The sequence below is a fragment of the Modestobacter lapidis genome, assembly GCF_054780755.1.
Genome location: NZ_BAAGVS010000012.1, coordinates 45,003 through 65,738, shown reverse-complemented (window position 1 = coordinate 65,738; position 20,736 = coordinate 45,003). Strand labels below are relative to the sequence as shown.

Annotated in this window: 26 protein-coding genes; 10 read left to right on the top strand and 16 right to left on the bottom strand. The window is 75.2% G+C overall.

What is annotated here, in order from left to right:
• Positions 1-174: 174 nt before the first annotated feature.
• The 4 genes from sepX to ACYVG5_RS13585 form a co-directional block, all read right to left on the bottom strand.
• Complete coding sequence (gene sepX, locus ACYVG5_RS13600; RefSeq protein ID WP_222049520.1) at positions 175-900, bottom strand: divisome protein SepX/GlpR; 726 nt, start codon at positions 898-900, stop codon at positions 175-177.
• Between the two features lie 220 nt (positions 901-1,120).
• Positions 1,121-1,672: a GNAT family N-acetyltransferase gene (locus ACYVG5_RS13595; protein ID WP_246630648.1), complete on the bottom strand. Its 552-nt coding sequence runs from the start codon at positions 1,670-1,672 to the stop codon at positions 1,121-1,123.
• A 67-nt stretch (positions 1,673-1,739) separates the two neighbouring features.
• Complete coding sequence (gene glp / locus ACYVG5_RS13590; RefSeq protein ID WP_222049519.1) at positions 1,740-3,236, bottom strand: molybdotransferase-like divisome protein Glp; 1,497 nt, start codon at positions 3,234-3,236, stop codon at positions 1,740-1,742.
• 116 nt (positions 3,237-3,352) lie between these two features.
• Entirely contained in the window at positions 3,353-4,270 is a 918-nt protein-coding gene (locus ACYVG5_RS13585) for a UTP--glucose-1-phosphate uridylyltransferase (protein WP_222049518.1), read from the bottom strand.
• Between the two features lie 42 nt (positions 4,271-4,312).
• Here ACYVG5_RS13585 and ACYVG5_RS13580 point away from each other — a divergent pair, with 42 nt between their 5' ends.
• From ACYVG5_RS13580 to ACYVG5_RS13565, 4 genes are all read left to right on the top strand, one after another.
• On the top strand, positions 4,313-4,933 hold the full coding sequence (locus ACYVG5_RS13580; protein ID WP_222049517.1) for a 5-formyltetrahydrofolate cyclo-ligase: 621 nt from the start codon (positions 4,313-4,315) through the stop codon (positions 4,931-4,933).
• Positions 4,934-4,982: 49 nt separating this feature from the next.
• A complete protein-coding gene (locus ACYVG5_RS13575; RefSeq protein WP_222049516.1) occupies positions 4,983-6,197 on the top strand; it encodes a CaiB/BaiF CoA transferase family protein in 1,215 nt (404 codons plus the stop codon).
• On the top strand, positions 6,194-7,726 hold the full coding sequence (locus ACYVG5_RS13570; RefSeq protein WP_222049515.1) for a carboxyl transferase domain-containing protein: 1,533 nt from the start codon (positions 6,194-6,196) through the stop codon (positions 7,724-7,726). Before ACYVG5_RS13575 ends, ACYVG5_RS13570 begins: the two co-directional genes overlap by 4 nt.
• A 146-nt stretch (positions 7,727-7,872) precedes the next feature.
• Positions 7,873-8,592, top strand: a complete 720-nt coding sequence (locus tag ACYVG5_RS13565) for an AAA family ATPase (RefSeq protein WP_222049514.1) — start codon at positions 7,873-7,875, stop codon at positions 8,590-8,592.
• 29 nt (positions 8,593-8,621) lie between these two features.
• Here the strand turns inward: ACYVG5_RS13565 and ACYVG5_RS13560 are convergent, their stop codons facing one another.
• The 4 genes from ACYVG5_RS13560 to ACYVG5_RS13545 form a co-directional block, all read right to left on the bottom strand.
• On the bottom strand, positions 8,622-9,503 hold the full coding sequence (locus ACYVG5_RS13560; protein ID WP_222049513.1) for a class I SAM-dependent methyltransferase: 882 nt from the start codon (positions 9,501-9,503) through the stop codon (positions 8,622-8,624).
• Between the two features lie 106 nt (positions 9,504-9,609).
• Positions 9,610-10,170 carry a helix-turn-helix domain-containing protein gene (locus ACYVG5_RS13555; protein ID WP_460683248.1) on the bottom strand — a complete coding sequence of 187 codons (561 nt, stop codon included), beginning with the start codon at positions 10,168-10,170 and terminating at the stop codon, positions 9,610-9,612.
• Positions 10,171-10,248: 78 nt separating this feature from the next.
• On the bottom strand, positions 10,249-11,283 hold the full coding sequence (locus ACYVG5_RS13550) for an LLM class flavin-dependent oxidoreductase (protein ID WP_222049511.1): 1,035 nt from the start codon (positions 11,281-11,283) through the stop codon (positions 10,249-10,251).
• A gap of 43 nt (positions 11,284-11,326) precedes the next feature.
• Complete coding sequence (locus ACYVG5_RS13545) at positions 11,327-11,809, bottom strand: MarR family winged helix-turn-helix transcriptional regulator (protein WP_222049510.1); 483 nt, start codon at positions 11,807-11,809, stop codon at positions 11,327-11,329.
• 201 nt (positions 11,810-12,010) lie between these two features.
• Between ACYVG5_RS13545 and ACYVG5_RS13540 the strand changes: the two genes are divergently transcribed.
• The 3 genes from ACYVG5_RS13540 to mscL all read left to right on the top strand — a co-directional run bounded on the left by ACYVG5_RS13540 (position 12,011) and on the right by mscL (position 13,631).
• Entirely contained in the window at positions 12,011-12,391 is a 381-nt protein-coding gene (locus ACYVG5_RS13540; protein WP_222049509.1) for an FmdB family zinc ribbon protein, read from the top strand.
• A gap of 112 nt (positions 12,392-12,503) precedes the next feature.
• Positions 12,504-13,145, top strand: a complete 642-nt coding sequence (gene cpaB / locus ACYVG5_RS13535; RefSeq protein ID WP_222049508.1) for a Flp pilus assembly protein CpaB — start codon at positions 12,504-12,506, stop codon at positions 13,143-13,145.
• 48 nt (positions 13,146-13,193) lie between these two features.
• Positions 13,194-13,631: a large conductance mechanosensitive channel protein MscL gene (gene mscL, locus ACYVG5_RS13530; protein WP_222049507.1), complete on the top strand. Its 438-nt coding sequence runs from the start codon at positions 13,194-13,196 to the stop codon at positions 13,629-13,631.
• Between the two features lie 4 nt (positions 13,632-13,635).
• On the opposite strand, the gene ACYVG5_RS13525 is transcribed toward mscL, so the two are convergent.
• Entirely contained in the window at positions 13,636-13,797 is a 162-nt protein-coding gene (locus tag ACYVG5_RS13525; RefSeq protein ID WP_222049506.1) for a hypothetical protein, read from the bottom strand.
• 27 nt (positions 13,798-13,824) lie between these two features.
• On the bottom strand, positions 13,825-14,382 hold the full coding sequence (locus ACYVG5_RS13520; RefSeq protein WP_222049554.1) for a YbaK/EbsC family protein: 558 nt from the start codon (positions 14,380-14,382) through the stop codon (positions 13,825-13,827).
• 113 nt (positions 14,383-14,495) lie between these two features.
• On the opposite strand from ACYVG5_RS13520, the gene ACYVG5_RS13515 reads away from it, so the two are divergent.
• Together ACYVG5_RS13515 and ACYVG5_RS13510 are read left to right on the top strand one after the other, a co-directional pair.
• Positions 14,496-14,852: a VOC family protein gene (locus ACYVG5_RS13515; RefSeq protein ID WP_222049505.1), complete on the top strand. Its 357-nt coding sequence runs from the start codon at positions 14,496-14,498 to the stop codon at positions 14,850-14,852.
• Positions 14,849-15,268: a PaaI family thioesterase gene (locus ACYVG5_RS13510; RefSeq protein ID WP_222049504.1), complete on the top strand. Its 420-nt coding sequence runs from the start codon at positions 14,849-14,851 to the stop codon at positions 15,266-15,268. Before ACYVG5_RS13515 ends, ACYVG5_RS13510 begins: the two co-directional genes overlap by 4 nt.
• Positions 15,269-15,385: 117 nt before the next feature.
• Here ACYVG5_RS13510 and ACYVG5_RS13505 read toward each other — a convergent pair whose 3' ends face one another.
• A complete protein-coding gene (locus ACYVG5_RS13505; RefSeq protein WP_222049503.1) occupies positions 15,386-16,300 on the bottom strand; it encodes an MSMEG_6728 family protein in 915 nt (304 codons plus the stop codon).
• Positions 16,301-16,339: 39 nt separating this feature from the next.
• A complete protein-coding gene (locus ACYVG5_RS13500; protein ID WP_222049502.1) occupies positions 16,340-17,194 on the bottom strand; it encodes an NAD-dependent protein deacetylase in 855 nt (284 codons plus the stop codon).
• 128 nt (positions 17,195-17,322) lie between these two features.
• On the opposite strand from ACYVG5_RS13500, the gene ACYVG5_RS13495 reads away from it, so the two are divergent.
• A complete protein-coding gene (locus tag ACYVG5_RS13495; RefSeq protein ID WP_222049501.1) occupies positions 17,323-17,784 on the top strand; it encodes a hypothetical protein in 462 nt (153 codons plus the stop codon).
• Here the strand turns inward: ACYVG5_RS13495 and ACYVG5_RS13490 are convergent.
• The 4 genes from ACYVG5_RS13490 to ACYVG5_RS13475 form a co-directional block, all read right to left on the bottom strand.
• Complete coding sequence (locus ACYVG5_RS13490) at positions 17,771-18,217, bottom strand: SRPBCC family protein (RefSeq protein ID WP_222049500.1); 447 nt, start codon at positions 18,215-18,217, stop codon at positions 17,771-17,773. The genes ACYVG5_RS13495 and ACYVG5_RS13490 overlap by 14 nt on opposite strands.
• Positions 18,218-18,290: 73 nt before the next feature.
• Positions 18,291-18,674, bottom strand: coding sequence for a hypothetical protein (locus ACYVG5_RS13485; protein ID WP_222049499.1), 384 nt, complete (start codon positions 18,672-18,674; stop codon positions 18,291-18,293).
• A 128-nt stretch (positions 18,675-18,802) separates the two neighbouring features.
• Entirely contained in the window at positions 18,803-19,093 is a 291-nt protein-coding gene (locus tag ACYVG5_RS13480; RefSeq protein WP_222049498.1) for a hypothetical protein, read from the bottom strand.
• Positions 19,093-20,370 (bottom strand): hypothetical protein, encoded by a 1,278-nt coding sequence (locus ACYVG5_RS13475; protein WP_460683247.1) that lies wholly within the window; start codon positions 20,368-20,370, stop codon positions 19,093-19,095. Before ACYVG5_RS13475 ends, ACYVG5_RS13480 begins: the two co-directional genes overlap by 1 nt.
• Positions 20,371-20,736: the final 366 nt, after the last annotated feature.

Sequence of the window (20,736 nt, the reverse complement as noted above, 5' to 3'; positions counted from 1 at the left end):
CTGCCACAGGGGTGGCCCTCCTGCAGGGCCCCGACGCGAGCTTGCGAGCGGTGGGGGGCAGGTGTGGCCCTCCTGCAGGGCCCCGACGCGAGCTTGCGAGCGGTGGGGGGCAGGTGTGGCCCTCCTGCAGGGTCCCGACGCGAGCTTGCGAGCGGTGGGGGGCAGGAGGGTCCTTTACCCGTTGGCGACGCGTCGCGGCTGGTAGACGTCGATCTCGGCGAAGCCGATGTCCTCGTCGTCCAGCCCGACGACGGCGCTCTGCTGCCAGCCCGCCGGGGTGGGCGTGCGCGCCGCGACGACGCGGCCGGGACGCAGCGGGTGCACCGGGGCCAGCGGCAGGCTCGGGTGCTGCTGGGCCGCGGCGGGCTCGGCGACCTGCGGCTCGGGCGCGGCCGGGCGCTGGGCGGCAGCCGGGCGCTGGGCGGCAGCCGGGCGCGGAGCGGACGGACGTGCCACCCGGGCCGGCGGGCGGTGCGCCATCCGGGCGGCGCGGCGGGCCGCGACCCGGCGTTCCCGCTGGGCGGCGGCGCGCAGCACCATCAGGTAGCCGACCACCGCCAGGTCCAGCAGCACCTGCGGGGCCCACAGCCAGGAGCGGTAGGTCAGCGCGCCCACCAGCAGGAGCAGCGCGAGGGCGACCAGCCCGGCCAGCGTCCGGCGGCGCACGGCGTGCACGTCGACCTTCAGCTCACCGGTGGTGCGCAGCGCGGCGCGGTCGATCGTCACCTGCTCGGTCTCCGCGGAGACGAGCGGATCCACGGTCCGCCGTCGCTGCAGCGTCCGTCCCGACTCGGCCGAGCCGGCCCCCACCGCACGCGAATCGCCCCTGGTGACCACCATCGGCACCAGCACGACGAACCACAGCACGACGAGAGCGGCCAGCAGTACGCCCGATCCCATCACCGAACACCCCGATCCGTCCCTGGCGCCCTGCGACCCCGATCCCTGGGGCCACACGAGTCACAACTGTCACTCGTCGGTCAATGTAGGGACGCGGTCTGCCGATACAGCGGAACCTGATCGGTGTGTCGCTGTGGAGTCGGCGTCGCCCCGGCGTGTCGCGCACCCCACGAGCGCCGCGGACCAGTCGCGCGGACCTGTCGTCACGACACGATTTCCGTCAGTGACCGGTCTGCGCCTGCCACCGGGCCAGCACCCCGCCGGGGGCGTCCTCGGCCAGCAGCGCGTACCCCAGGTGGTCCCGCCAGGCGCCGTCGATGTCCAGGTAGGAGCGGAACAGCCCCTCCCGGCGGAAGCCCAGCCGTTCCACCAGCCGCCGGCTGGGCCCGTTCTCCGGCCGGATGTCGGCCTGCAGGCGGTGCAGGCCGACCGGGCCGAAGGCGTGGTCGCAGACGAGCGCGACGGCCAGCGAGGCCACCCCGCGCCCGGCGACGGCCCGGTCCAGCCAGTAACCGAGGTGCCCGGAGCGCAGCGCGCCTCGGACGACGTTGTCCACCGTGACCTGCCCGGCCAGCCGCCCCTGGTAGCGCAGCGCGAAGGGCAGAGACAGGCCGGCCCGCGCCCGCCGCGACGACGCGCGACGCAGCGCCCGGTAGGCCGCCGGCGAGTGCCGGTCGGGCCAGCCGATCCCGGCCGAGGGCTCCCAGGGGGCCAGCCAGTCCTCGTTCGCCGTCCGCACCCGGGACCACTCCCGGGCGTCGCCGCGCTGCAACGGGACCAGCTCGACCGGGCCGTGGGCCAGCCGGGCCGGCCAGCCCGGGTGCGGTGCCGGGTCCAGCTCAGCCGCCGAGCAGCATGGGCATGACGGTCACCAGGCCGCCCGCGGAGACCTCGGTGACGTCCTCGTCCACGACGATCAGGCAGTTGGCGCGGGCCATCCGGGCCAGCATCGCCTGGTCGCCGTCGCCGATCGGCTCGACGACGTAGCCACCGTCGGGGTGCCGCATCACCTGGCCGTGCAGGTACTGCCGGTAGCCCAGCGGCGAGAGCAGCTGCTGCGCCGACACCGCCTGCACGGTACGGCGGAACAGCTGCCGCTTGCCCAGCATCAGCCGGATGGCCGGGCGGACGAAGACCTCGAACGCCACCAGCGCGGCCACCGGCTCGCCGGGCACGCAGATGACCGGCACCTGCTCGTGCCCCAGCCGGCCGAAGGCGTGCAACGGGCCCGGGTGCATCGCCACCTGGGTGAACGCCATGCCGCCCAGGGCGTGCAGCGCCTCCTGCAGTTGATCGGCCCCGCCGCTGGCGAACGTGCCGGCGATCAGCACGACGTCGCTGCGCAGCAGCTGGCTCTCCAGCAGGTCGGTGAGCCGCCGCGGGTCGCCGGGCAGGATGCCCGCCCGGTACACCTCGGCTCCCGCGTCCCGCGCGGCGGCGGCCAGGGCGTAGCTGTTGACGTCGACGATCTGGCCGGGGCCCGGCGTGGCACCCACGTCGACGAGCTCGTCGCCGGCGCACAGCACCGACACCCGGGGCCGGGGCCGCACGGAGACCCGCTCGCGGCCGACCGCGGCCAGCAGGCTGATCTGGGCCGGGCCGATGGGGGTGCCGATCTGCACCGCGGTGTCGCCGGGGGCGACGTCGTCACCGGTGCGCCGCACGTAGCTGCCCGGCGCGAGCGCGGCGTAGACGGCCACCCGGGCGGCGCCCTGATCGGTCCACGCCGCCGGGACGACGACGTCGGCGCCGGCCGGCATCATCGCGCCGACGGCCACCTTCTGCGCCAGCCCCGCGTTGATCGCGGCCCGCTCGCCGGACCCGGCGGTGCTCTCCCCCACCACGGCCAGCTCGACCGGCGCCTCGACGGTGGCCGCGGCGATGTCGGCGGAGGAGACGGCGTACCCGTCGAGCCCGGCCTGCTCGAACGACGGCAGCGCGCGGGTGCTGGTCACCAGCTCGGCGCAGAGCAGCCCCTGCGCGTCGAGGACGGCGAGCTCGATCGGGTCGGGCTGCGGCACGGAGCCGAGGATCTCGTCCAGGTGCTGCTCGACGGTGCGCAGCCGCAGCGCCGAGACGTCGACCGACCCGGTGTTCCCGATCGGGTCGGGCGCGCGGTCCCCCGAGGAGACCGCCGGCGAGGGCACCCGCTCGGCGGCGAAGACCGACCGCTCGACCTGCACGGTGTCCCGGCTGGGCGCCGGCGCGGACCCCTCGTCGAGCAGTGCCAGGCCCGCGTCCGGCGCCGGGTGCCGCACCGGGGTGCCGCGCTCGAGGTCGAGCTGGGTGGTCTCCCGGCTCCCGCCGAACCACCCGCGTGACTTGTCCTCGGTCATCCCCACCACCGTCGTCCCACCGTCGTCGCTGCCCGGTCCGCACGTGGCCCGTCCTCTCGTGACCGGGCCACCCCGACGGACACTCCGGCTGCGATGGTGCCCCCTGGGGGCGCGGGTCAGGCGGGCGACGCGCCCTCGGCGGGCAGGTCGGCCACGAACTTCTGCAGCCACGGCCGCAGCGCGGGGCCCAGGTCCTCCCGCTCGACGGCCAGCTGGACGACCGCCTTGAGGTAGTCGAGCCGGTCGCCGGTGTCGTAGCGGCGGCCGGAGAAGACGACGCCGTGCACCGGCACACCGTCCTCGACCAGCCGGACCAGGGCGTCGGTCAGCTGGATCTCCCCACCGGCACCGGGCTCGGTGACCCGCAGCGCCGGGAAGACCTCCGGCGGCAGCACGTAGCGGCCGATGATGGCCAGGCTGCTGGGCGCCTCGTCGGCCGGCGGCTTCTCCACCAGCCCGGTGATCCGCACCGTGGAGCCCTCGCCCTCGACGGCGACCGCGCCGTACTTGCTGATGTTGTCCCGACCCACGTCGAGCAGCGCGACGACGGCACCGCCGTGCTCGGCCTGGACGGCCAGCATCTCCTCCAGCAGCAGGTCACGGGCGTCGATGATGTCGTCGCCCAGCAGCACCGCGAAGGCCTCGTCGCCGACGAACGCGGCGGCCTGCAGCACCGCGTGGCCCAGCCCGCGGGCCTCGCCCTGCCGGACGAAGTGGACCTGCGCGACGTCGGTGGAGGCCTGCACGGCGTCCAGCCGCGACTGGTCGCCCTTCTTCTCCAGCGCCGCCTCGAGCTCGGGCGTGCGGTCGAAGAAGTCCTCGATGGCGGCCTTGTTGCGGCCGGTCACCATGAGCACCTCAGGCAACCCGGCGCGGGCGGCCTCCTCGACGATGTACTGCAGCGCCGGGCGGTCGACGACCGGCAGCAGTTCCTTGGGCACCGCCTTGGTGGCGGGCAGGAACCGGGTGCCCATCCCGGCGACCGGGATGACGGCCTTGGTGGTCTCTCGGCGCACGGCAGACGGGCTCGGCATGGGGCGAGCCTAGCCAGGCCGGATCGGGCCTAGCCTGCCGTCGTGGCCGATCCCCCTGTCGTGGTCACCCGCAAGGCCGAGCTGCGTGCCCGGCTGCTGGCGGCCCGGGCGGCCCGGTCGGCCGGCGACCGGACCCTTGCCGGCCGCCTGGTGGCCGCCGCCCTGGCGCCCCGGCTGGCCCGCACCCCGGTGGTGGCCGCTTACGTACCGACCGCCGAGGAGCCCGGCGCGGGCCCGCTGCCGGCAGCGCTGGCTGCCGTCGTCGGCCGGCTGCTGCTGCCGGTGGTCCCCGACCGCGGCCGGGAGCTGTCCTGGGCCGAGTACGACGGCCGGCTGGTGGCGGGGCGCTTCGGGCTGGCCGAGCCCCCCGGGCCGCGGCTGCCGGCCACCGCCCTCGGGACCGCGGACGTCGTCGTCGTCCCCGCCCTGGCCGTGGCCCGGGACGGCAGCCGGCTGGGCCGCGGCGCCGGCTACTACGACCGGGCGTTGCTGCTGGCCCGCCCGGGCACGCTCCTGGTCGGCGTGGTGTTCGACGACGAACTGCTCGACGAGGTGCCCGCCGGGGAGCACGACCGTCCCGTGTCGGCCGTCGTCACGCCGTCGGGAGGCTGGTCCCCGGTGGGCCGAGGCACCCTCCGGTCGCCCGCGGCACCCGGTCACTGAGAGAGTGGGCGGCCATCTGGGCACCGCCCGACACAGGAAGAGGGACCACGTGACCGGACCATTGGACGGCGTCCTCGTCGTCGACCTGACCCGCGCCCTCGCCGGCCCGCACGCCGGGATGATGCTCGGCGACCTGGGTGCGCGGGTGGTGAAGGTGGAGACCCCCGGCGGCGGCGACGACAGCCGTGGGTGGGGCCCGCCGTTCGTCGACACCGCCGATGGCGGCCGCGAGTCGACGTACTTCTTCTCCGCCAACCGGAACAAGGAGTCGATCGCCCTCGACCTCAAGGACGACGCGGACCGCGCGGTCCTCACCGAGCTGGTGCGCCGCGCCGACGTGCTGCTGGAGAACTTCCGGCCCGGCACGCTGGCCCGGCTCGGCTTCGGCACCGACGTCCTCGCCGAGCTGAACCCGCGGCTGGTGACCCTGGCCATCAGCGGCTTCGGCCACGACGGCCCCGAGGGCGGCCGGGCGGGTTACGACCAGATCGCGCAGGGCGAGGCCGGGCTCATGTCGATGACCGGGTCCGGTCCCGACGACCCGCAGAAGGTCGGCGTCCCGATCAGCGACCTGCTGGCCGGCATGTACGGGGCCTACGGCGTGCTGGCCGCGCTGCTCGAGCGCGAGCGCACCGGCCGCGGACAGGTGGTGCGCACCTCGCTGCTGTCGGCCGTCGTCGGCGTGCACGCCTACCAGGGGACGGCGCACACCGTGGGCGGGAAGGTGCCCCGCGGGCAGGGCAACCACCACCCCTCCATCTCCCCCTACGGCCTCTTCCACTGCGCCGGCGGCGGCAGCGTGCAGCTGTCCTGCGGCAGCGAGGGGCTGTGGCGGCGGCTGTGCACCGAGTTCGGGCTGGACGCCGACGCCCCGGGCCTCGCCACGAACGGTGAGCGGGTCGCGCGGCGGGAGGAGGTCATCGAGCTGCTGGAGCGGGTCTTCGCCGACATCCCCGCCGAGGAGCTGCTCGCCCGGCTGTCGAAGGCCGGCGTCCCGGCGGGCAAGGTGCGCACCCTCGACGAGGTCTACTCCTGGGACCAGGTGGAGTCGCAGGGTCTGAAGGTCTCCGTCGAGCACGCCACCGCCGGGCCCCTGACGCTGCCCGGCCCGCCGCTGCGGTTCTTCGCCGCCGGACCGGACGGCGAGTCCGAGACCACCCGGCGCGACCACCGGCCACCGCCGGTGCTGGGGGCCGACGGCGACGCGATCCGCGCCTGGCTGGCCGGCTCCGGCGGGGCCGCGACCGACGCCGGGCACTCGTGACCGCCGCGGGGAAGCCCCGGCGGCTGGACGCCCGCTCGCTGCGTGACCTGGTGCTCGACGCCGGCTCGTGGCGGTCCTGGGACACCCCGGTCCCGCCGCGCGAGATCGACGACGGCTACGCCCGCGAGCTGGCCGCGGCCACCGCCAAGACCCAGCAGGACGAGGCCATCGTCACCGGCGAGGCGATGCTGCGTGGCCGCCGGGTGGCGGTGGTGGCCGGCGAGTTCGGCTTCCTGGCCGGCTCCATCGGCACGGCGACCGCCGAGCGGCTGATGTCCGCGGTGGAGCGGGCGACCGAGGAAGGGCTGCCGCTGCTGGCCGCCCCCGTCTCCGGTGGCACCCGCATGCAGGAGGGCACGGTCGCGTTCCTGCAGATGATCGGCATCACCGCCGCCATCGCCCGGCACAAGGAAGCCGGCCTCCCCTACCTGGTCTACCTGCGCGGCCCGACGTTCGGCGGGGTGCTGGCGTCCTGGGGGTCGCTGGGGCACGTGACGATCGCCGAACCGGGCGCGGCCATCGGCTTCCTCGGTCCCCGGGTGTACGAGGCGCTCTACGGCGAGCCGTTCCCGGCGGGGGTGCAGACCGCCGAGCACCTGGCCGAGCGGGGGCTCATCGATGGGGTGGTGCCGCCGGAGGAGATCGCCGAGGTCGCCGACCGCGCCCTGCGGGTGCTCGCCGCCCGGGCGACCTGGCACCGCGGGGCGCCGGTCGAGGGGCCGGTCGAGGGCGACGGCACCGACGCCGACGACCCGGAGGACGGGCGCACGGCGTGGGACGTGGTCACCGCCTCCCGGCGTACCGACCGGCCGGGCGCGCGCCAACTGCTGCGCACCGCGGCCACGGACGTCGTGCCGCTCAACGGCACCGGCGCCGGGGAGGTCGACCCGGGGCTGCTGCTGGCGCTGGCCCGCTTCGGCGGTGCGCCCTGCGTGGTGCTCGGCCAGGACCGGACCGGTCAGTCGCTGTCGGCGCCGCTGGGCCCCGGGGCGCTGCGGGAGGCCCGGCGGGGCATGCGGCTGGCCGCGGAGCTGCGGCTGCCGCTGCTCACCCTGATCGACACCCCCGGTGCCGCGCTGTCCGTGGCCGCCGAGGAGGGCGGGATGGCCGGTGAGATCGCCCGCTGCCTGCAGGACCTGGTGATGCTCGAGGCGCCGACGCTGGCGGTGCTGCTGGGGCAGGGCACCGGGGGCGGCGCGCTGGCGCTGGTGCCGGCCGACCGGGTGCTGGCCGCGGCCAACGGGTGGCTGGGCCCGCTCCCGCCGGAGGGCGCCAGCGCGATCGTGCACCGGACCGTCGACCGTGCCGACGAGATGGCGGCCGCCCAGGGTGTGCGGGCGACCGACCTGTGGCGCGCCGGGATCGTGGACCGGGTGGTGCCCGAGCGTCCCGACGCCGCCGACGAGCCGATCGAGTTCTGCCAGCGGATGGGCCGGGTGCTCGCCGAGGAGCTGACCGGTCTGCTCGGCCGGGACAACGCCGAGCGGATGCGCAGCCGGGGGCGGCGCTGGCGGCACCTGGGCCGCTGAGCCGGGCGCCGGCCCGATTCCCGTCCGCACCCTGTGGTCGCCGTCCTCACGCTGTGCGGAGCGGTCGGCGACCACCGGGTGCGGACGGCGGCCGGGTCCGGGCCGGTCGGCACCGGACGTCGGACCCGCACGCCAGGATGACCGCCGTGGACCGCCGACCGATCCGCCGCTTCCGCCCCGACCGCGCCGCTCCGCCGCCGACCCCGGCGCAGCGCGCGGCCTGGCCGCTGACCGTGCCGGCGATCGCGCAGGTGCTGGACCAGGGGCTGGAGCTGCCCGCCGGGGCGCTGGTGCTGGTCGGCGAGAACGGATCGGGCAAGTCGACCTTGCTGGAGTTGATGGCCGTCACCCTGGGGCTCAACCCCGAGGGCGGCTCGGTGCACACCCGGCACCGCACCCGGGCCACCGAGCCGGAATCGCTGGGGCTGGTGGTCGAACGCAGCCCCGGCGCGTCCCGCTGGGGCTACTTCCTCCGCGACGAGACGCTGCACGGGCTGTACAGCCACCTGGAGGAGATCGGCAGCCCCGATCCGAACTACCACGAGCTGTCCCACGGCGAGGCGTTCCTCGAGGTGCTCACCCGGCGGTCGGGTGGTGGCGGCACCTACCTGCTCGACGAGCCCGACGCCGCACTCTCCTTCGGCGGCTCGCTGGCGCTGGTGACCGTCCTGCTCGACCTGGTGGCGGCCGGCGCGCAGGTCGTCGTCGCCACCCATTCCCCGATCGTCGCCGCGTTGCCGGGCGCCACCCTGCTGGAGGTGGGCTCGTGGGGCCTGCGCCCCGCCGTGTGGTCGGAGCTGGAGCTCACCGCCGCGTGGCGGCAGTTCCTCGACGATCCGCAGACGTTCCTGCGCCACCTCCGCTGAGGAGCGACCCGGCAGGACGCTGCAGACTCCTAGGTGTTCGCGCCGCGGCGGGCGGCCCAGACCCTGCGTTCGGTGCGGACCGCGAGGTCGTGCCGGCGCGCGATGCTGTGCGGACCGTCGGCGTCGAGGAGGCGGTCGAGTGCGGTGAGGTCCTCGGGCGGCAGCAGGTCGGCGACCCGGTGGCGGAGGCGCTGCAGAGCGGCGAGGGCGTAGGCGCCGACTCCGGCACGTCCCGAGGCCTCGATGTTCACGGTGATCGTCCGCTCACCTTCGACGGCGAAGCCGGCGGCGACCAGTTTCGGGCCCCAGTCGGCGCCGCGGTGCGGCAGGTGCTCGGCGAGGTCGCGCTCCGTCGCGGCGTGGCAGCGCTCCTCCAGCCCGGGCCGGTCCTCCGGGGCATCCTCGGGGAGGAAGCGGGGGAAGCCGGCGAGCTCGACGACCGCGAGCAGCCCACCGGGCGCGAGTACGTCGTGAACCCGGCGCAGCGCGCGATCGGGGTCGACCAGGTGATGCAGTGCGGCCGATGCCCAGGCCAGCTCCGGCGTGCCGAGATGGGGCCAGCTCAGGTCGTCCAGGTCGGCCTGCACGGTGCTCACGCGCGCGGCCACACCCCGGGCGGATGCCTTCTCCCGCAGGCGCTGAAGGTGCTCGACCGAGGCGTCGACCGCGGTGACGTGGGCTTCGGGGAAGCGGTCGAGGAGGGCGAGGGTGCCGGCTCCCGTGCCGCATCCGAGGTCCAGGATCTGCCGAGGTGCGGCCTGTCGAGGCAGCCATCGGACGATGTCGGCGTTGATCTCGGCCAGCACCTCGGCGTCCCGGTCGAGGATCTCCCCCTGGCCGTGGCGGGCGTGCTGATCGGGGTGGTCGTGCGGTGCCGGGCGGTCGCCGCTGTCCGGGTGGGTTCGGGTCATGCCGACAGGCTAGGTTGCTCTTGCTTCATAAGCACGACTTCTTGCGTGTCGAGCAAGAAGGTCGACGTTGACACGACCTGCCGGGCAAGGCCTGTTCGGCGCGGGATCACGTCTCGGGGCGACCGAGGTCGCCGTCCCCATCGGTACTGCGGTGACCACGGCGCGCGTCGCGATCGAAGATCCCGAGGATCTCGCACGGCCCACCGGCGGTCCCGATGGCATGCGGCAGCATCGTGGGGAATTCGGCGGCCTGGTCGGTCTCCACGCGGAAGCGCCGGTGGCCCAGCATGAGGACGGCGGTCCCGGACAGGACGACGAGCCATTCACGGCCGGGGTGTGCGCGCATGCGCGCGGGATTCTCGGGCGGCGGCTGGGTGATGCGCTGACGGACGACGGACATGCCCGGATCGCCCTTGACGGTCCACCGCATCAGCCCGTGCGCGCCGTCGATCGTCGGATTGGTGACCACGTCGTCGGACGCCGTCTCGACCAGCTGGTCCAGCGTCGTGTCCAGCGCGCGAGCCAGGGTGACGAGCTGGTCGAGCGCGAGGCGGCGCTGCCCGTTCTCGATCCGGGAGAGCGTCGACTGGCTGACGTTGGCCCGGGTGGCGAGCTCGCCCAGTGACCACCCCTGCGCGACACGCAGCGCCCGGATGCGCTTGCGCACCAGGCTCTCCAGCTCGTCATCGTCTTGCGTCATGAGCATGAGCGTATGACCGTCCAGCAAAGGTCCCCCAGGGCGACGCTAGGCGGCGGGGCGCACCGCTGCCGGGAGAAGCCCCCAGGCGCCGGCCAGCAGTTCCAGGCTGCGCACCCGCTCCGCCGCTCCGTGGGTGGACGCGGACACCATCAGCTCGTCGGCGCCGGTGTCGGCGGCCAGCTGCCGCAGCCCGGCGGTCACCCGCTGCGGGCTACCGATGATCGCGTTGCTGGGCATCGCCTCCGCGGCGGCCCGCTCGGGATGCACGGCGGCCTCCGCCGGGCTCGGCACCGGCCGCAGCCGGTTGGTGCGAATCGCCAACCGCATCAGCTGACCGGGCAGCGCGAGCCGCCGGGCCTCGTCGTCGTCCTCGGCGACCAGGGTGTTCGCCGTGACGATCGTGTACGGCCGCTCCAGCGCGGCCGAGGGCCGGAACGACTCCCGGTACCGCTCGACGGCTGCCACCGTGTTCGGGCTGCCGAAGTGGTGGGCGAAGGTGAACGGCAGGCCGAGGGCGCCGGCCAGCTCCGCGGAGAAGCCACTGGAGCCCAGCAGCACCACCGCGGGCGCGGACGACGCGGCGGGGGTGGCGCTGAACCGCTCGGCGAGACCGCCCTCGACCCGCCCGTCGCCGAACAGCCCCAGCACGTCGATCAGGTTCTGCGGGAAGTCCTCGGCCGACAGGGCCTTCGGGTCGCGGCGCAGCGCGAGCGCGGTGTGCTGGTCGGTGCCCGGGGCCCGGCCGATGCCGAGGTCGATCCGCCCGGGGTGCAGCGCCTCCAGCAGCGCGAACTGCTCGGCCACCACCAGCGGCGCGTGGTTGGGCAGCATCACCCCGCCCGAGCCCACCCGGATGCGGTCGGTCACGGCGGCGAGGTGCGCGATCAGCACCGGCGGGTTGGTGCTGGCCACGGCCGGCATGTTGTGGTGCTCGGCCACCCAGATCCGGCTGTAGCCCAGCCGGTCGGCGGCCTGGGCCACCTCGGTGGTGGCGGCCAGCGCCTCGGCCGTGGTCTGCCCCGTGCCGACGGTGGCCAGCTCGAGGACGGACAGGGGCAGTGGCGTGCGCGTCTCGGACATCGCCTGCGGCAACGACCGGCGGCCACCGGAGCTTCCCGGAGCGTCAGCTGCCGGCGATGGCCCGCTGGGTGTGGTCGGGGTCCAGCCGCTCGAGGACGGCGCCCAGCGCCTCGCCCAGCAACCGGGTCTGCTCCGGGGTGAGCGCGGCGAAGAAGGAGTCGCGGACGGCGGCCACGTGGCCGGGCGCCACCCGGGCGACGACCTCCTGCCCCGCCTCGGTGAGGACGGCGACGTTGCCCCGCCGGTCGTCGGTGGCCCGCTCCCGGCGCACCCAGCCGCGCTCCTCCAGCCGGGCCACGGTGTGCGACAGCCGGCTCTGCGACTGGTTCGCCACCCGCGCCAGGTCGCTCATCCGCCGGCTGCCGTCCGGCGCCTCCGACAGCATCGCCAGGACGACGTACGCCGCGTGGGTCAGGCCCGCGTCGCGCTGCATCTGGGCGTCCAGGGTGCGCGGCATCAGCTCGGCCACGGCCAGCCAGACCCGCCAGGTGTGCTGTTCGGCCTCGTCGAGCCACCGGTCCGCCACGGCCGGAACCGTACCGGCCGACCGCGAGCCCCTCACCGTCCGGAAGTCGACGGTTCCCCGATCAGGACGCCACGCTGTGACCCGCGGCACGACGCGCGTGGCCCGGTGGACGTGGACGACCGGCCCCGGACGGCGCATGATTGGCAGTCGCCGGGCCCGAGTGCCAGCCTGGCGACCACTCGGACGAGGAGCCACTGCACCGTGCCCACCTACCAGTACGTCTGCACCAACACCGAGGGCAAGCACGAGTTCGAGGTCGTGCAGTCGTTCAGCGACCCGGCGGTGAGCACCTGCCCGGAGTGCGACGCGCCGGTGCGCAAGGTCTACGGCTCGGTCGGGGTCGTCTTCAAGGGCTCGGGCTTCTACCGGACCGACAGCCGCAAGGCCGAGACCTCCACCGCGTCGGCGAAGGACTCCTCCTCGAACGGGTCGAAGGACTCGAACGGGTCGAAGGACTCGAACGGGTCGAGCGGGTCGAAGGACTCGAAGGGGTCGAAGGAGCCCGCCTCCGCGGCGCCGAAGAAGGACTCCTCGTCGAGCAGCACCTCCTCCAGCGGTGCCGCCAGCAAGGCCGCCAACTAGCCCGAGCACGGCGGGCGGGCTCGCCGCCCGCCGGCGTCCACACCTGCCGGCGATGTCCACAGTCCCCGGCCGGCCGCCGTCCCGGGCGGGCGCGGCGACCTAGCGTCGCGGCGTGCGACTCCTGCGGCGTCCCCGTTCCCCGGTGCACCTGCTGCGCCAGGTGGCCGCCGGCCTGCTGGTCGGGCTGGCCCTCGCGCTCGCGCTGCGCCCGGCCCCGTCGATCGGGCCACCGGCGGTGAGTACGGTCCCGGTGCTGGTGGCAGCGACCGACCTGCCCGCCGGCACGCTCCTCGCCGCTGCGGACCTGGCCGTGGCCGCCCTTCCGGCGGCCCTGGTCCCCGACGGCGCGAGCGGACCGGGGTCCGGGGTGGCCGGACGGGTGCTGGCCGGGCCGTTGCGCCGCGGGGAGCCGGTGACCGACGTGCGGCTGGTGGGCCCGGCCATGTGGGCGCAGGTGCCCGTCGGAGAGGTCGCCGCCCCGGTGCGCCTGGCCGACCTCGCAGTGGCCGCCCTGGTCCGCCCCGGCGACCGGGTGGACGTCCTCTCGAGCGTCCCGGAGGCCGGGACCGCCGAGGTCGTGGCCGCTGACGCGCTGGTGCTCGGCGCACCGCCCGGCGCCTCGACCGACGAGCCGTTCGGCACCGCTCCGGAGGGCTCCGGGTTGCTGGTGCTGGCGGTCTCACCGGAGACCGCGCGGGCCCTGGCCGCAGCCGCTGCCACCGGATCGCTCACCGTTACCCTCGGCCCACCGTGACCGGCCCGGGGCCCTCCCGGGCGGTGCGCTCCGAACCCGGGAGAACCCGTGATCAAGGGCTTCAAGGACTTCCTGCTGCGCGGCAACGTCGTCGACCTCGCCGTGGCGGTGGTGATCGGCGCCGCGTTCACCGCGGTCGTCGGCTCGTTCACCGCGTCGTTCCTGGAGCCCCTGATCGGCCTGGTCGGCGGGGGCGGGGTCGACGGCGGCACCGTCGTCGTGGACGGCCAGCGGTTCACCTGGGGCGCGTTCGTCAACGCCGTGATCACCTTCGTGCTCACCGCTGCCGTCGTCTACCTCGTCGTCGTGCTGCCGATGAAGACGCTCGTCGAGCGGCGTCGGCGCGGCGAGGAGGCCGGTCCGGTGGCGCCCACGCAGGTCGAGCTGCTGGTTGAGATCCGCGACCTGCTGCGCGCCCAGCAGGGGCAGCGGCCGGGCGGCGACCCGTCGGGTCCGGGCACCACCGCACTGCCCGGCCGGCTGTAGGCCGTCAGTCGCTCCCCCAGTGCGGCGGCCGGTCCTCCAGGTAGCGGCGGTCCTCGTCGTCGGGGTCGGTCAGCCGCTCACCCCAGCCGAGGTCGCTGTCGTCCGGCGCACGTTCCGGCCGGACGACGGGGCCGGGCGCCGGGCGGTCGTCGTCGGGTTCGCTCATCACCGCGAGCCTAGAGCCGCCGGCGCCTCACTCCAGCGGCTGGCCGAGGCCCTCGAGCACCGCGGCGCCCGGGAGCGCGGCCAGCACCGCCCCGGGTACGGCCAGCTTGCTGCCCCGGGTGCCCGAGCCGACGACGAGCAGCTCCCCGGCCGCCACCCGGGCGTCCACCAGCACCGGCCAGTCCGCGGGCAGCCCGACCGGGGTGATCCCGCCGTAGGCCATGCCGCTCTCGGCGACCGCGACGTCCTGCGGCGCGAACGAGGCCTTGCGGGCACCCAGGTGCCGGCGGACCAGGCCGTTCACGTCGGCCCGGGTGGTCGCCAGCACCAGGCAGGCGGCCAGCGTCGTCTGCCCGCCGCGCCGGGCGGCGACGACCACGCAGTTGGCCGAGGCCTCCGGCGGCACCTGGTAGGTGTCGGTGAAGGCGGCGGTGTCGGCCGCCGCGTCGTCGATCTCGGCCACCCACGCCGGTCCGGACAGGCCGGCCAGGGCCGCGGCGACCGGATCGCCCAGCAGGTCGGGCCGGTCGGCGGCGGGGTGCCAGGTGAGCGTGCCCAGCTGGGGTGCGGAAAGCGGGTCGGCCATGTGCCGATCGTGCGGCACGACCGGCGCGGCCCGCAGCCCGGGTGGCCGCGCGCCGTGGCGCCGCCACGACACCGGGCTGCCGGGCCCCGGCCGGCCGGGGGAGGATGGCGGTCATGATCGGCCAGTTGCACTCCGTCGTCATCGACGCCCCTGACGCCCACGCGCTGGCGACCTTCTACGCCGAGGTACTGGGCATGGAGGTCAGCGGCCGGCCCGGCGACGACTGGGTCGTCGTCACCGGCGCCGGTTACCGGATCGCCGTCCAGCAGGCCCCGGATCTCGTTCCCCCGGCCTGGCCGGACCCGACCCGGCCGCAGCAGTTCCACCTCGACATCCGGGTCGCCGACGTCGACGTGGCCGAGCCGCAGGTGCTCGCCCTGGGCGCCCGCCGGCTGCCCGGCGGCGGCGGCGACTTCCGGGTCTACGCCGATCCGGTCGGCCATCCCTTCTGCCTGGTGTGGGACGCATGAGCGCACTGCCTCCGACGGACCTGGCAGCGGTCAGCTCCTTCGCCGCTGCCTCCGGGTTCGTGCCCGCCGAGGTGTCCGGCACCCGGGTCACCGGCGCCGTCGACCTGGGGCGTGCGCACCACACCCCGTGGGGCGTCGTGCACGGCGGCGTCTACTGCACGGTGGTCGAGTCCGCCGCCAGCATCGGCGCCAGCGCCGCGGTGGTCGACCGCGGCGAGTTCGCCGTCGGCCTGCACAACGCGACCGACTTCCTCCGGCCGATGACCAGCGGCCGGCTCGACGTGCTCGCCGAGCCGGTCCAGCAGGGCCGTACCCAGCAGCTCTGGCTGGTGAGCCTGACCCGGGCCGAGGACGGCAAGCTCGTCGCCCGCGGACAGGTCCGGTTGCAGAACGTGCCGCTGCCTGCGACCGGGTGACCGCACCCTGCCGAACGACGGGGGCGACGTCGTGGTGCTCCGGTGCCCGCGCAGGTGGTCACCCGGGTCGCGACGCCGACCCCACGGCTGCGCCGCAGTGCTGACGCCGTCGACCGGTCAGCGCAGCGGCGCCGGGACGCCTGCCGGGTCCAGGGTGATCCGGAACAGCGCCCGCGGGTCCTGCAGCGTGGCCGGCGGGCGGGCCGCCGATCGCGGCACCACCCCGCCGAAGCGGGCCGGCCGCCGGTGCGGCAGCAGCTCCCGGCCGGCGAAGGAGTAGCCGCCGACCACCTCGCCGAGCAGCAGCCCGGTGCCGTGCTCGACGGGCAGACCGACGAGATCGCCGGGGCGCATCTCGTCGAGGAGCGCGCTCAGCTGGCGGAGGTCCTTGGCCGGCCGGCGCCCGGAGAGCTCCTTGGCCAGCACCCGCAGCTCGGCCGGGCTCAGCCCGGTGGCGTCGACGTCGATCCCCGACTGCGTGCCGAGCCCGACGACGCCGGTGGCCAGCGCGGCGCCCAGCTCGGTGTGCGCCCGCGGTCGCACCACCCACACCGGCACGCCCTCGGGCGCGGGCGGCGGCGGCACGTCGTCCGCGCCCGGCCACACGTAGGGCAGGTCGGCCGGCTCCGCGCCGAACGCCGGCCGGTAGAACCCCGGATCCTTGGCCAGCAGGTTGGACCGGTGCGACCGGTGCAGCGCCTCGTCGCCGACCCAGCTGGGCAGCAGGCCGGCGGCCGCGGCCTGCGCCTGGGTCATCCGCGCGGCCTCGGGGGCGAACTCGGCGATGAGCGTCTCGGTGCTGTCGGCGAACCCGCGTTCCGTCCAGGCCCGCACCATCGCCAGGCCGTAGACGACCAGCCCGGCGGTGCGCCCGCGCCACATGGTGACCACCGGGTGCGCGGCCCAGCCGTAGTCGGGCAGCTCGAGGGCCCGCAGCACCTGGAGGGTCTCGACCCGCTGCTTGCCCAGCCGCGGGGAGTCCAGCAGGCGGGCGCTCTCGGCGAAATCGGCGACGGGGAGGAAGGTCTGCATCACCGCCCAGTCTGGGCCGGACGGGCCGGCGGCGCCGGGTCAGCCGGCCAGCCGGCGGGCGAGCTCCGGCAGCACCACGCCGAGCGGGGCGTCGACCCGGACGTCGGCCTTCGCGTCCCCGCGGGTGGCGCCGGCGTTGACGATGGCCACCGGGATGCCGCGCTTGGCCGCGTGGATGACGAACCGGTAGCCGCTCATAACGGTCAGCGAGGAGCCGAGCACCACCAGGGAGGCGGCCCGGTCGACCAGGCCGAAGCAGTGGTCGACCCGGTCGCGCGGCACCGTCTCGCCGAAGAAGACGACGTCGGGCTTGAGCGGTCCGCCGCCACAGGCCAGGCAGTCGACCATCACGAAGCCGTCGAGCGCGGCGTCGGGGAGCTCGACGTCACCGTCGGGGTTGACCTCGTCAGGAGCGTGCCCGGCCGGCCGGAAGCGCGGGTTGACCGCCTGCAGCCGGAGGTCGAGCTCCGCGCGGTCGGCGACGTCCCCGCAGGCAAGGCAGACGGTGCGGTCCAGCCCGCCGTGCAGCTCGACGACGCCACGGGCGCCGCCGGCCTGGTGCAGTCCGTCGACGTTCTGGGTGATCACGTCGCCGACCGTGCCGGCCTGCTGCAGCGCCGCGACCGACCGGTGGCCCGGGTTGGGCCGGGCGTCGGCGATCTTCCGCCAGCCGACGAAGCTGCGCGCCCAGTACCGGTGCCGCCCCCGCGGGTCACGGGTGAACGTCTGGTAGGTCATCGGGGTGTGCCGGCGCAGCGAGCCGGTCACGCCCCGGTAGTCGGGGATGCCGGAATCGGTGGAGATGCCGGCCCCGGAGAGGACGAGCGCCCCGCCGTCGGCGAGCAGGTCGGTGAGGGCGGAGATCCCCTCCACGGTGGGTGGCGCGGCGGTCACTCCCCCATGGTCCCTGCCGATCGGCACCCGCGCCGCCGGCCGGTGCCGCGGGGCGTCCGAAGTGCTTCCGCAGCCGGCCCCGGCGCCGCTAGCCTGCCGCCGCCGGCGGAGCGGCGGACGGAGTCGGGATGGGCATCAGGATCGTGGTGGGCGCGCTGGCGGCCCTGGCCGCCGGGATGGCGCTGGGCGCGGTCTCCCGGGGGCTCATGGCGCTCGTGACCGTCGCGTCAGGCGGGGAGAACTCGTTCTCCTGGAGCGGCACGGCGTTCATCCTCGTGCTCTACGTGCTGGTCATGGTGCCGGGAGGAGTGGTCGCCGGGGTCACCACGAAGCGGCGACGGTGGCTGCTACCGGTCGCCGGCGCGCTGTTCCTGTGCCTGCCGGCCATCGGGGTGGCCGCTGAGGAGGTGGGCTCGACGGTGGGGTTCGGCCCGCTCCAGTGGCTCGGCGTCGGGATCACCGGCACCGCGGTCTTCGCCACGATCGCGGCGCTCCCGCTGCTCACCGTCCGGCTGACCGACCGGTGGCTGGGCCGCCGGAGCGCCGGCCCCGGGCTGCCCGCGCCCGCTGCCGCGCTCAGCCCGCGTTGACCTCGGCGTCCAGCCGGCTGATCAACCCCTCGTAGATGCGGCGCAGCCCCTTCGGGGCGAAGGTTCGCTCGAAGAAGCCGCCGATGCCGGTGGCGCCGTTCCAGGTGCTGCGCACCCGCACGGTGCTCACCCCGGCATCAGCGGGATGCACCGTCCAGGTGGTGACCATGCTGGAGTTGGCGTCGGTCTCCACCAGCCCGCCGTCGGGAGTGGCGGTGACGACGAGATCCTGGTCGCGCACCCGCTTGCTGGTGGCGGCCAGCTTCCAGTGCACCCGGGCGACGGCGCCGTCCGCACCGTCGCTGACCCGGTACTCGCTGAACTGCTCGGTGAGCATCCGCCGGCGAGTGCCCTCGTAGTCGGCGAGCGCGGCGCGCACCCGCTCGGCGGGCGCGCGCACGATGCCCTCTGCTGTCGCGACGACCTGACCCATGCCGCCATCCTGCCCGGCGGCCGTCCGCGGGTGTCGCGCGCCCCGGTCGGGGGACGACCGGGCCGGTCGCGCCCTACTCCTGCTGCTCCTCGTTGTTGAGGTAACGGCAGCGGAAGCGCGCGCCGGACATCGCCTCGGTGAACCGGGCCTCCCACAGCGGGTCCTGCGCGGGGAAGGTCTCGAAGACCCGTTCCTCGAGGACCTCCGGGCGGCCGTCCAGGCCGGTGCAGGTCCGGCGCAGCAGCACCCTGGTCACGCCGTCCACCTCGTCGTGCGCGGTCACCCACCGGGCCGCGGCGATGGCCCGTTCCTGGCGGGCGCGGTCCCACGGCGGCAGCGCCCGCGGGCCGGCGCCGGGGGTCTGCACCTGCCCCGGGCTCTGCAGCACCCGCCACGCCCACGTGCCCAGCACAGCGAGCAACGCGATCAACACCACGACCGCGAGGAGTGCGCCCATGCCGGAACGGTAGTTCGCCGACCGCGCCGACGGCGGGTCCGATCGACCGCGGCCACGACGACCGGGGACGGCAGCACGGCCCGGGAGGCCACCCTGTGGGCGCCCTCCCGGGCCGCACGAGAGCCGGTCTAGCCGAACGACGCGGTCAGCCGCCGCCCGACTGCCCGCGTCCGCACGGACCAGACGATCGAACCGAGCAGGAGCACGAGCCCCAGGACCACTCCCGCCGCGGACACCATCTGCTCACCAGTCCAGGAGAAGAGCCCGCCGTCCCCCACGGTGATCGAGATGTTCGTCGAGGCGATGGCCCCCGGCGGAGCGGTCGGCCGGTCGAAGAGCCCGGCACCCCAGGCCGCGGAGACGGCCATCAGGAGGATGCCCACGGCGCCGAGCAGCCGCGGCCCGAGGTGCCGGCCCATCAGACGGCCAGACCCGAGTCGATCGCGTACACCGTGCCGACGTAGGCGCCGTTGCTGGCGAAGGTCAGCCGGAGGAAGCGGTCGACGTCGGCACCGTGGTCGACCATCAGGCCGTCCTGGGTGACGTGCAGAACGCCGTCGGTGACCTCGAACTCGAGCGGCGCCGCGGTGTCGCACGCCGCGGTGTCGCACGCCTCCAGGGTGACGTCGCCGGTCTGCAGCTCGTCCTCGAACGCCTCGACCTCGAGGCCGATCTGCACGGGGGTGTCGTGGTCGCCGCGCGAGTTGGTCACGTTGACGGTGTAGACACCGCTCTTGCCCACCTCGAGTTCGGTCGGCCCGGCCACGGTGATCCCCACGGCGGAGTCGCAGTCGCTGCTCGGGGCGATCGTCCGCTGCGCCAGCTCCTGCACGACGCCGTCCACGGTGGCCTCGACGCTGACGGCGACGACCTCGTCGAAGGCGACGAGCCGGCTGTCGGAGGTGGTCTCCTGGCCGGCGGCCAGGTCGGCCGTGACGCTGTCCGAACCGGTCGCCGTGGTGAAGGAGACCGTGCCGGCGCCAGCGTTGGTGCCGTCGGTGGAGCCGGTGTTGTCCGTCGTCACCGTGAAGGCGATGCCCTCGTCGGTGCAGTCGGCCACGACGACGGTGGCCGCCGGCGCGAACGTGGGCGGAACGGCCAGGCCCTCGACGGCGAACCCGTCGGTGGCCAGCACGTCCTTCTCGCGGGGCAGCGGAACGGCGGCCTGCGCCTCGGCCAGGACGGCCTCGGCAGCGGTCACCGCGGCAGCCGCCGCGGTGACCGCGGTCTGTGCCGCGGCGAGGTCGGCCTTCGCCTGGGTGAGCGCAGCCTGGGCCGCGGTGTTGTTCGCCAGGCGCTGGGCGTAGGGAATGGCGAGGAACGCGCGTTCCCGGTCGATGCCCGGGCCCATCCAGGCCAGGTTGTCCGCCCGGCACTGGGCCCCGGCGGCGCCGAAGCTGCAGCCCTGGTTCATGATGCCCAGGAAGGCGTTGAGCGTGGTGAGCTCCTGTTGGTGCTGCGCGTCGGTCCTCGCTCCGTACGCCGCCTCGTCCGCGGCGGCCTGGGCGACGGGCACCGCGGCCTCGGCGTCCAGCACGGCCTGCTGGGCCGCCGCATGCGTCTCGTTCGCCGTCGCCAGGTCCGCCTGGGCCTGCTCGATCCGGTGACCCTGGCTGTGGTCGGCCAGCGCGGAGGTCGCGGTCGCCCCCAGCACCAACCCGATCGCACTGACGACGATCATGGTCTTTCGCAACATGTGTTCCCTTCCCATCAGGGAAGGCGTGTCGGTTTCGCCCTGGCTCACCACCGGGCTCGGCGACCAGCTGATGCGCCCGGCGGATCTGTGCCTCACACCCTCACGGACGTCCGCGTCGACGTCTCGGGCGCTTGTGTAGCAGTGAGTAGTGGCTTTGATCACGTTTAGTGCACGAATGGGTGAAAGGGTCTTCCGCGCGCGCCGTTCACTTGCACCGACCTCCCGTGTCGGGTATGCGAGCAGCGAGTCGAGCGCTGCCGCCGGCGGCGGCGTCGTCGACGCAGGGCACGCTCCTGCCGTTGCTGACCGAGATGGTGCCGGTGGCGTCGGCGGGCGGACCCCGTGGGTAATCCGGCCGCCGGAGAT

Bases quoted from the DNA above. Each gene is read 5' to 3' on its own strand.
- sepX (WP_222049520.1), bottom strand. From the start codon at position 900: ATGGGATCGGGCGTACTGCTGGCCGCTCTCGTCGTGCTGTGGTTCGTC.
- glp (WP_222049519.1), bottom strand. From the start codon at position 3,236: ATGACCGAGGACAAGTCACGCGGGTGGTTCGGCGGGAGCCGGGAGACC.
- ACYVG5_RS13585 (WP_222049518.1), bottom strand. From the start codon at position 4,270: ATGCCGAGCCCGTCTGCCGTGCGCCGAGAGACCACCAAGGCCGTCATC.
- ACYVG5_RS13560 (WP_222049513.1), bottom strand. From the start codon at position 9,503: ATGACCCGAACCCACCCGGACAGCGGCGACCGCCCGGCACCGCACGAC.
- ACYVG5_RS13550 (WP_222049511.1), bottom strand. From the start codon at position 11,283: ATGTCCGAGACGCGCACGCCACTGCCCCTGTCCGTCCTCGAGCTGGCC.
- ACYVG5_RS13525 (WP_222049506.1), bottom strand. From the start codon at position 13,797: ATGAGCGAACCCGACGACGACCGCCCGGCGCCCGGCCCCGTCGTCCGG.
- ACYVG5_RS13520 (WP_222049554.1), bottom strand. From the start codon at position 14,382: ATGGCCGACCCGCTTTCCGCACCCCAGCTGGGCACGCTCACCTGGCAC.
- ACYVG5_RS13515 (WP_222049505.1), top strand. From the start codon at position 14,496: ATGATCGGCCAGTTGCACTCCGTCGTCATCGACGCCCCTGACGCCCAC.
- ACYVG5_RS13510 (WP_222049504.1), top strand. From the start codon at position 14,849: ATGAGCGCACTGCCTCCGACGGACCTGGCAGCGGTCAGCTCCTTCGCC.
- ACYVG5_RS13505 (WP_222049503.1), bottom strand. From the start codon at position 16,300: ATGCAGACCTTCCTCCCCGTCGCCGATTTCGCCGAGAGCGCCCGCCTG.
- ACYVG5_RS13495 (WP_222049501.1), top strand. From the start codon at position 17,323: ATGGGCATCAGGATCGTGGTGGGCGCGCTGGCGGCCCTGGCCGCCGGG.
- ACYVG5_RS13490 (WP_222049500.1), bottom strand. From the start codon at position 18,217: ATGGGTCAGGTCGTCGCGACAGCAGAGGGCATCGTGCGCGCGCCCGCC.
- ACYVG5_RS13485 (WP_222049499.1), bottom strand. From the start codon at position 18,674: ATGGGCGCACTCCTCGCGGTCGTGGTGTTGATCGCGTTGCTCGCTGTG.
- ACYVG5_RS13480 (WP_222049498.1), bottom strand. From the start codon at position 19,093: ATGGGCCGGCACCTCGGGCCGCGGCTGCTCGGCGCCGTGGGCATCCTC.
- ACYVG5_RS13475 (WP_460683247.1), bottom strand. From the start codon at position 20,370: ATGTTGCGAAAGACCATGATCGTCGTCAGTGCGATCGGGTTGGTGCTG.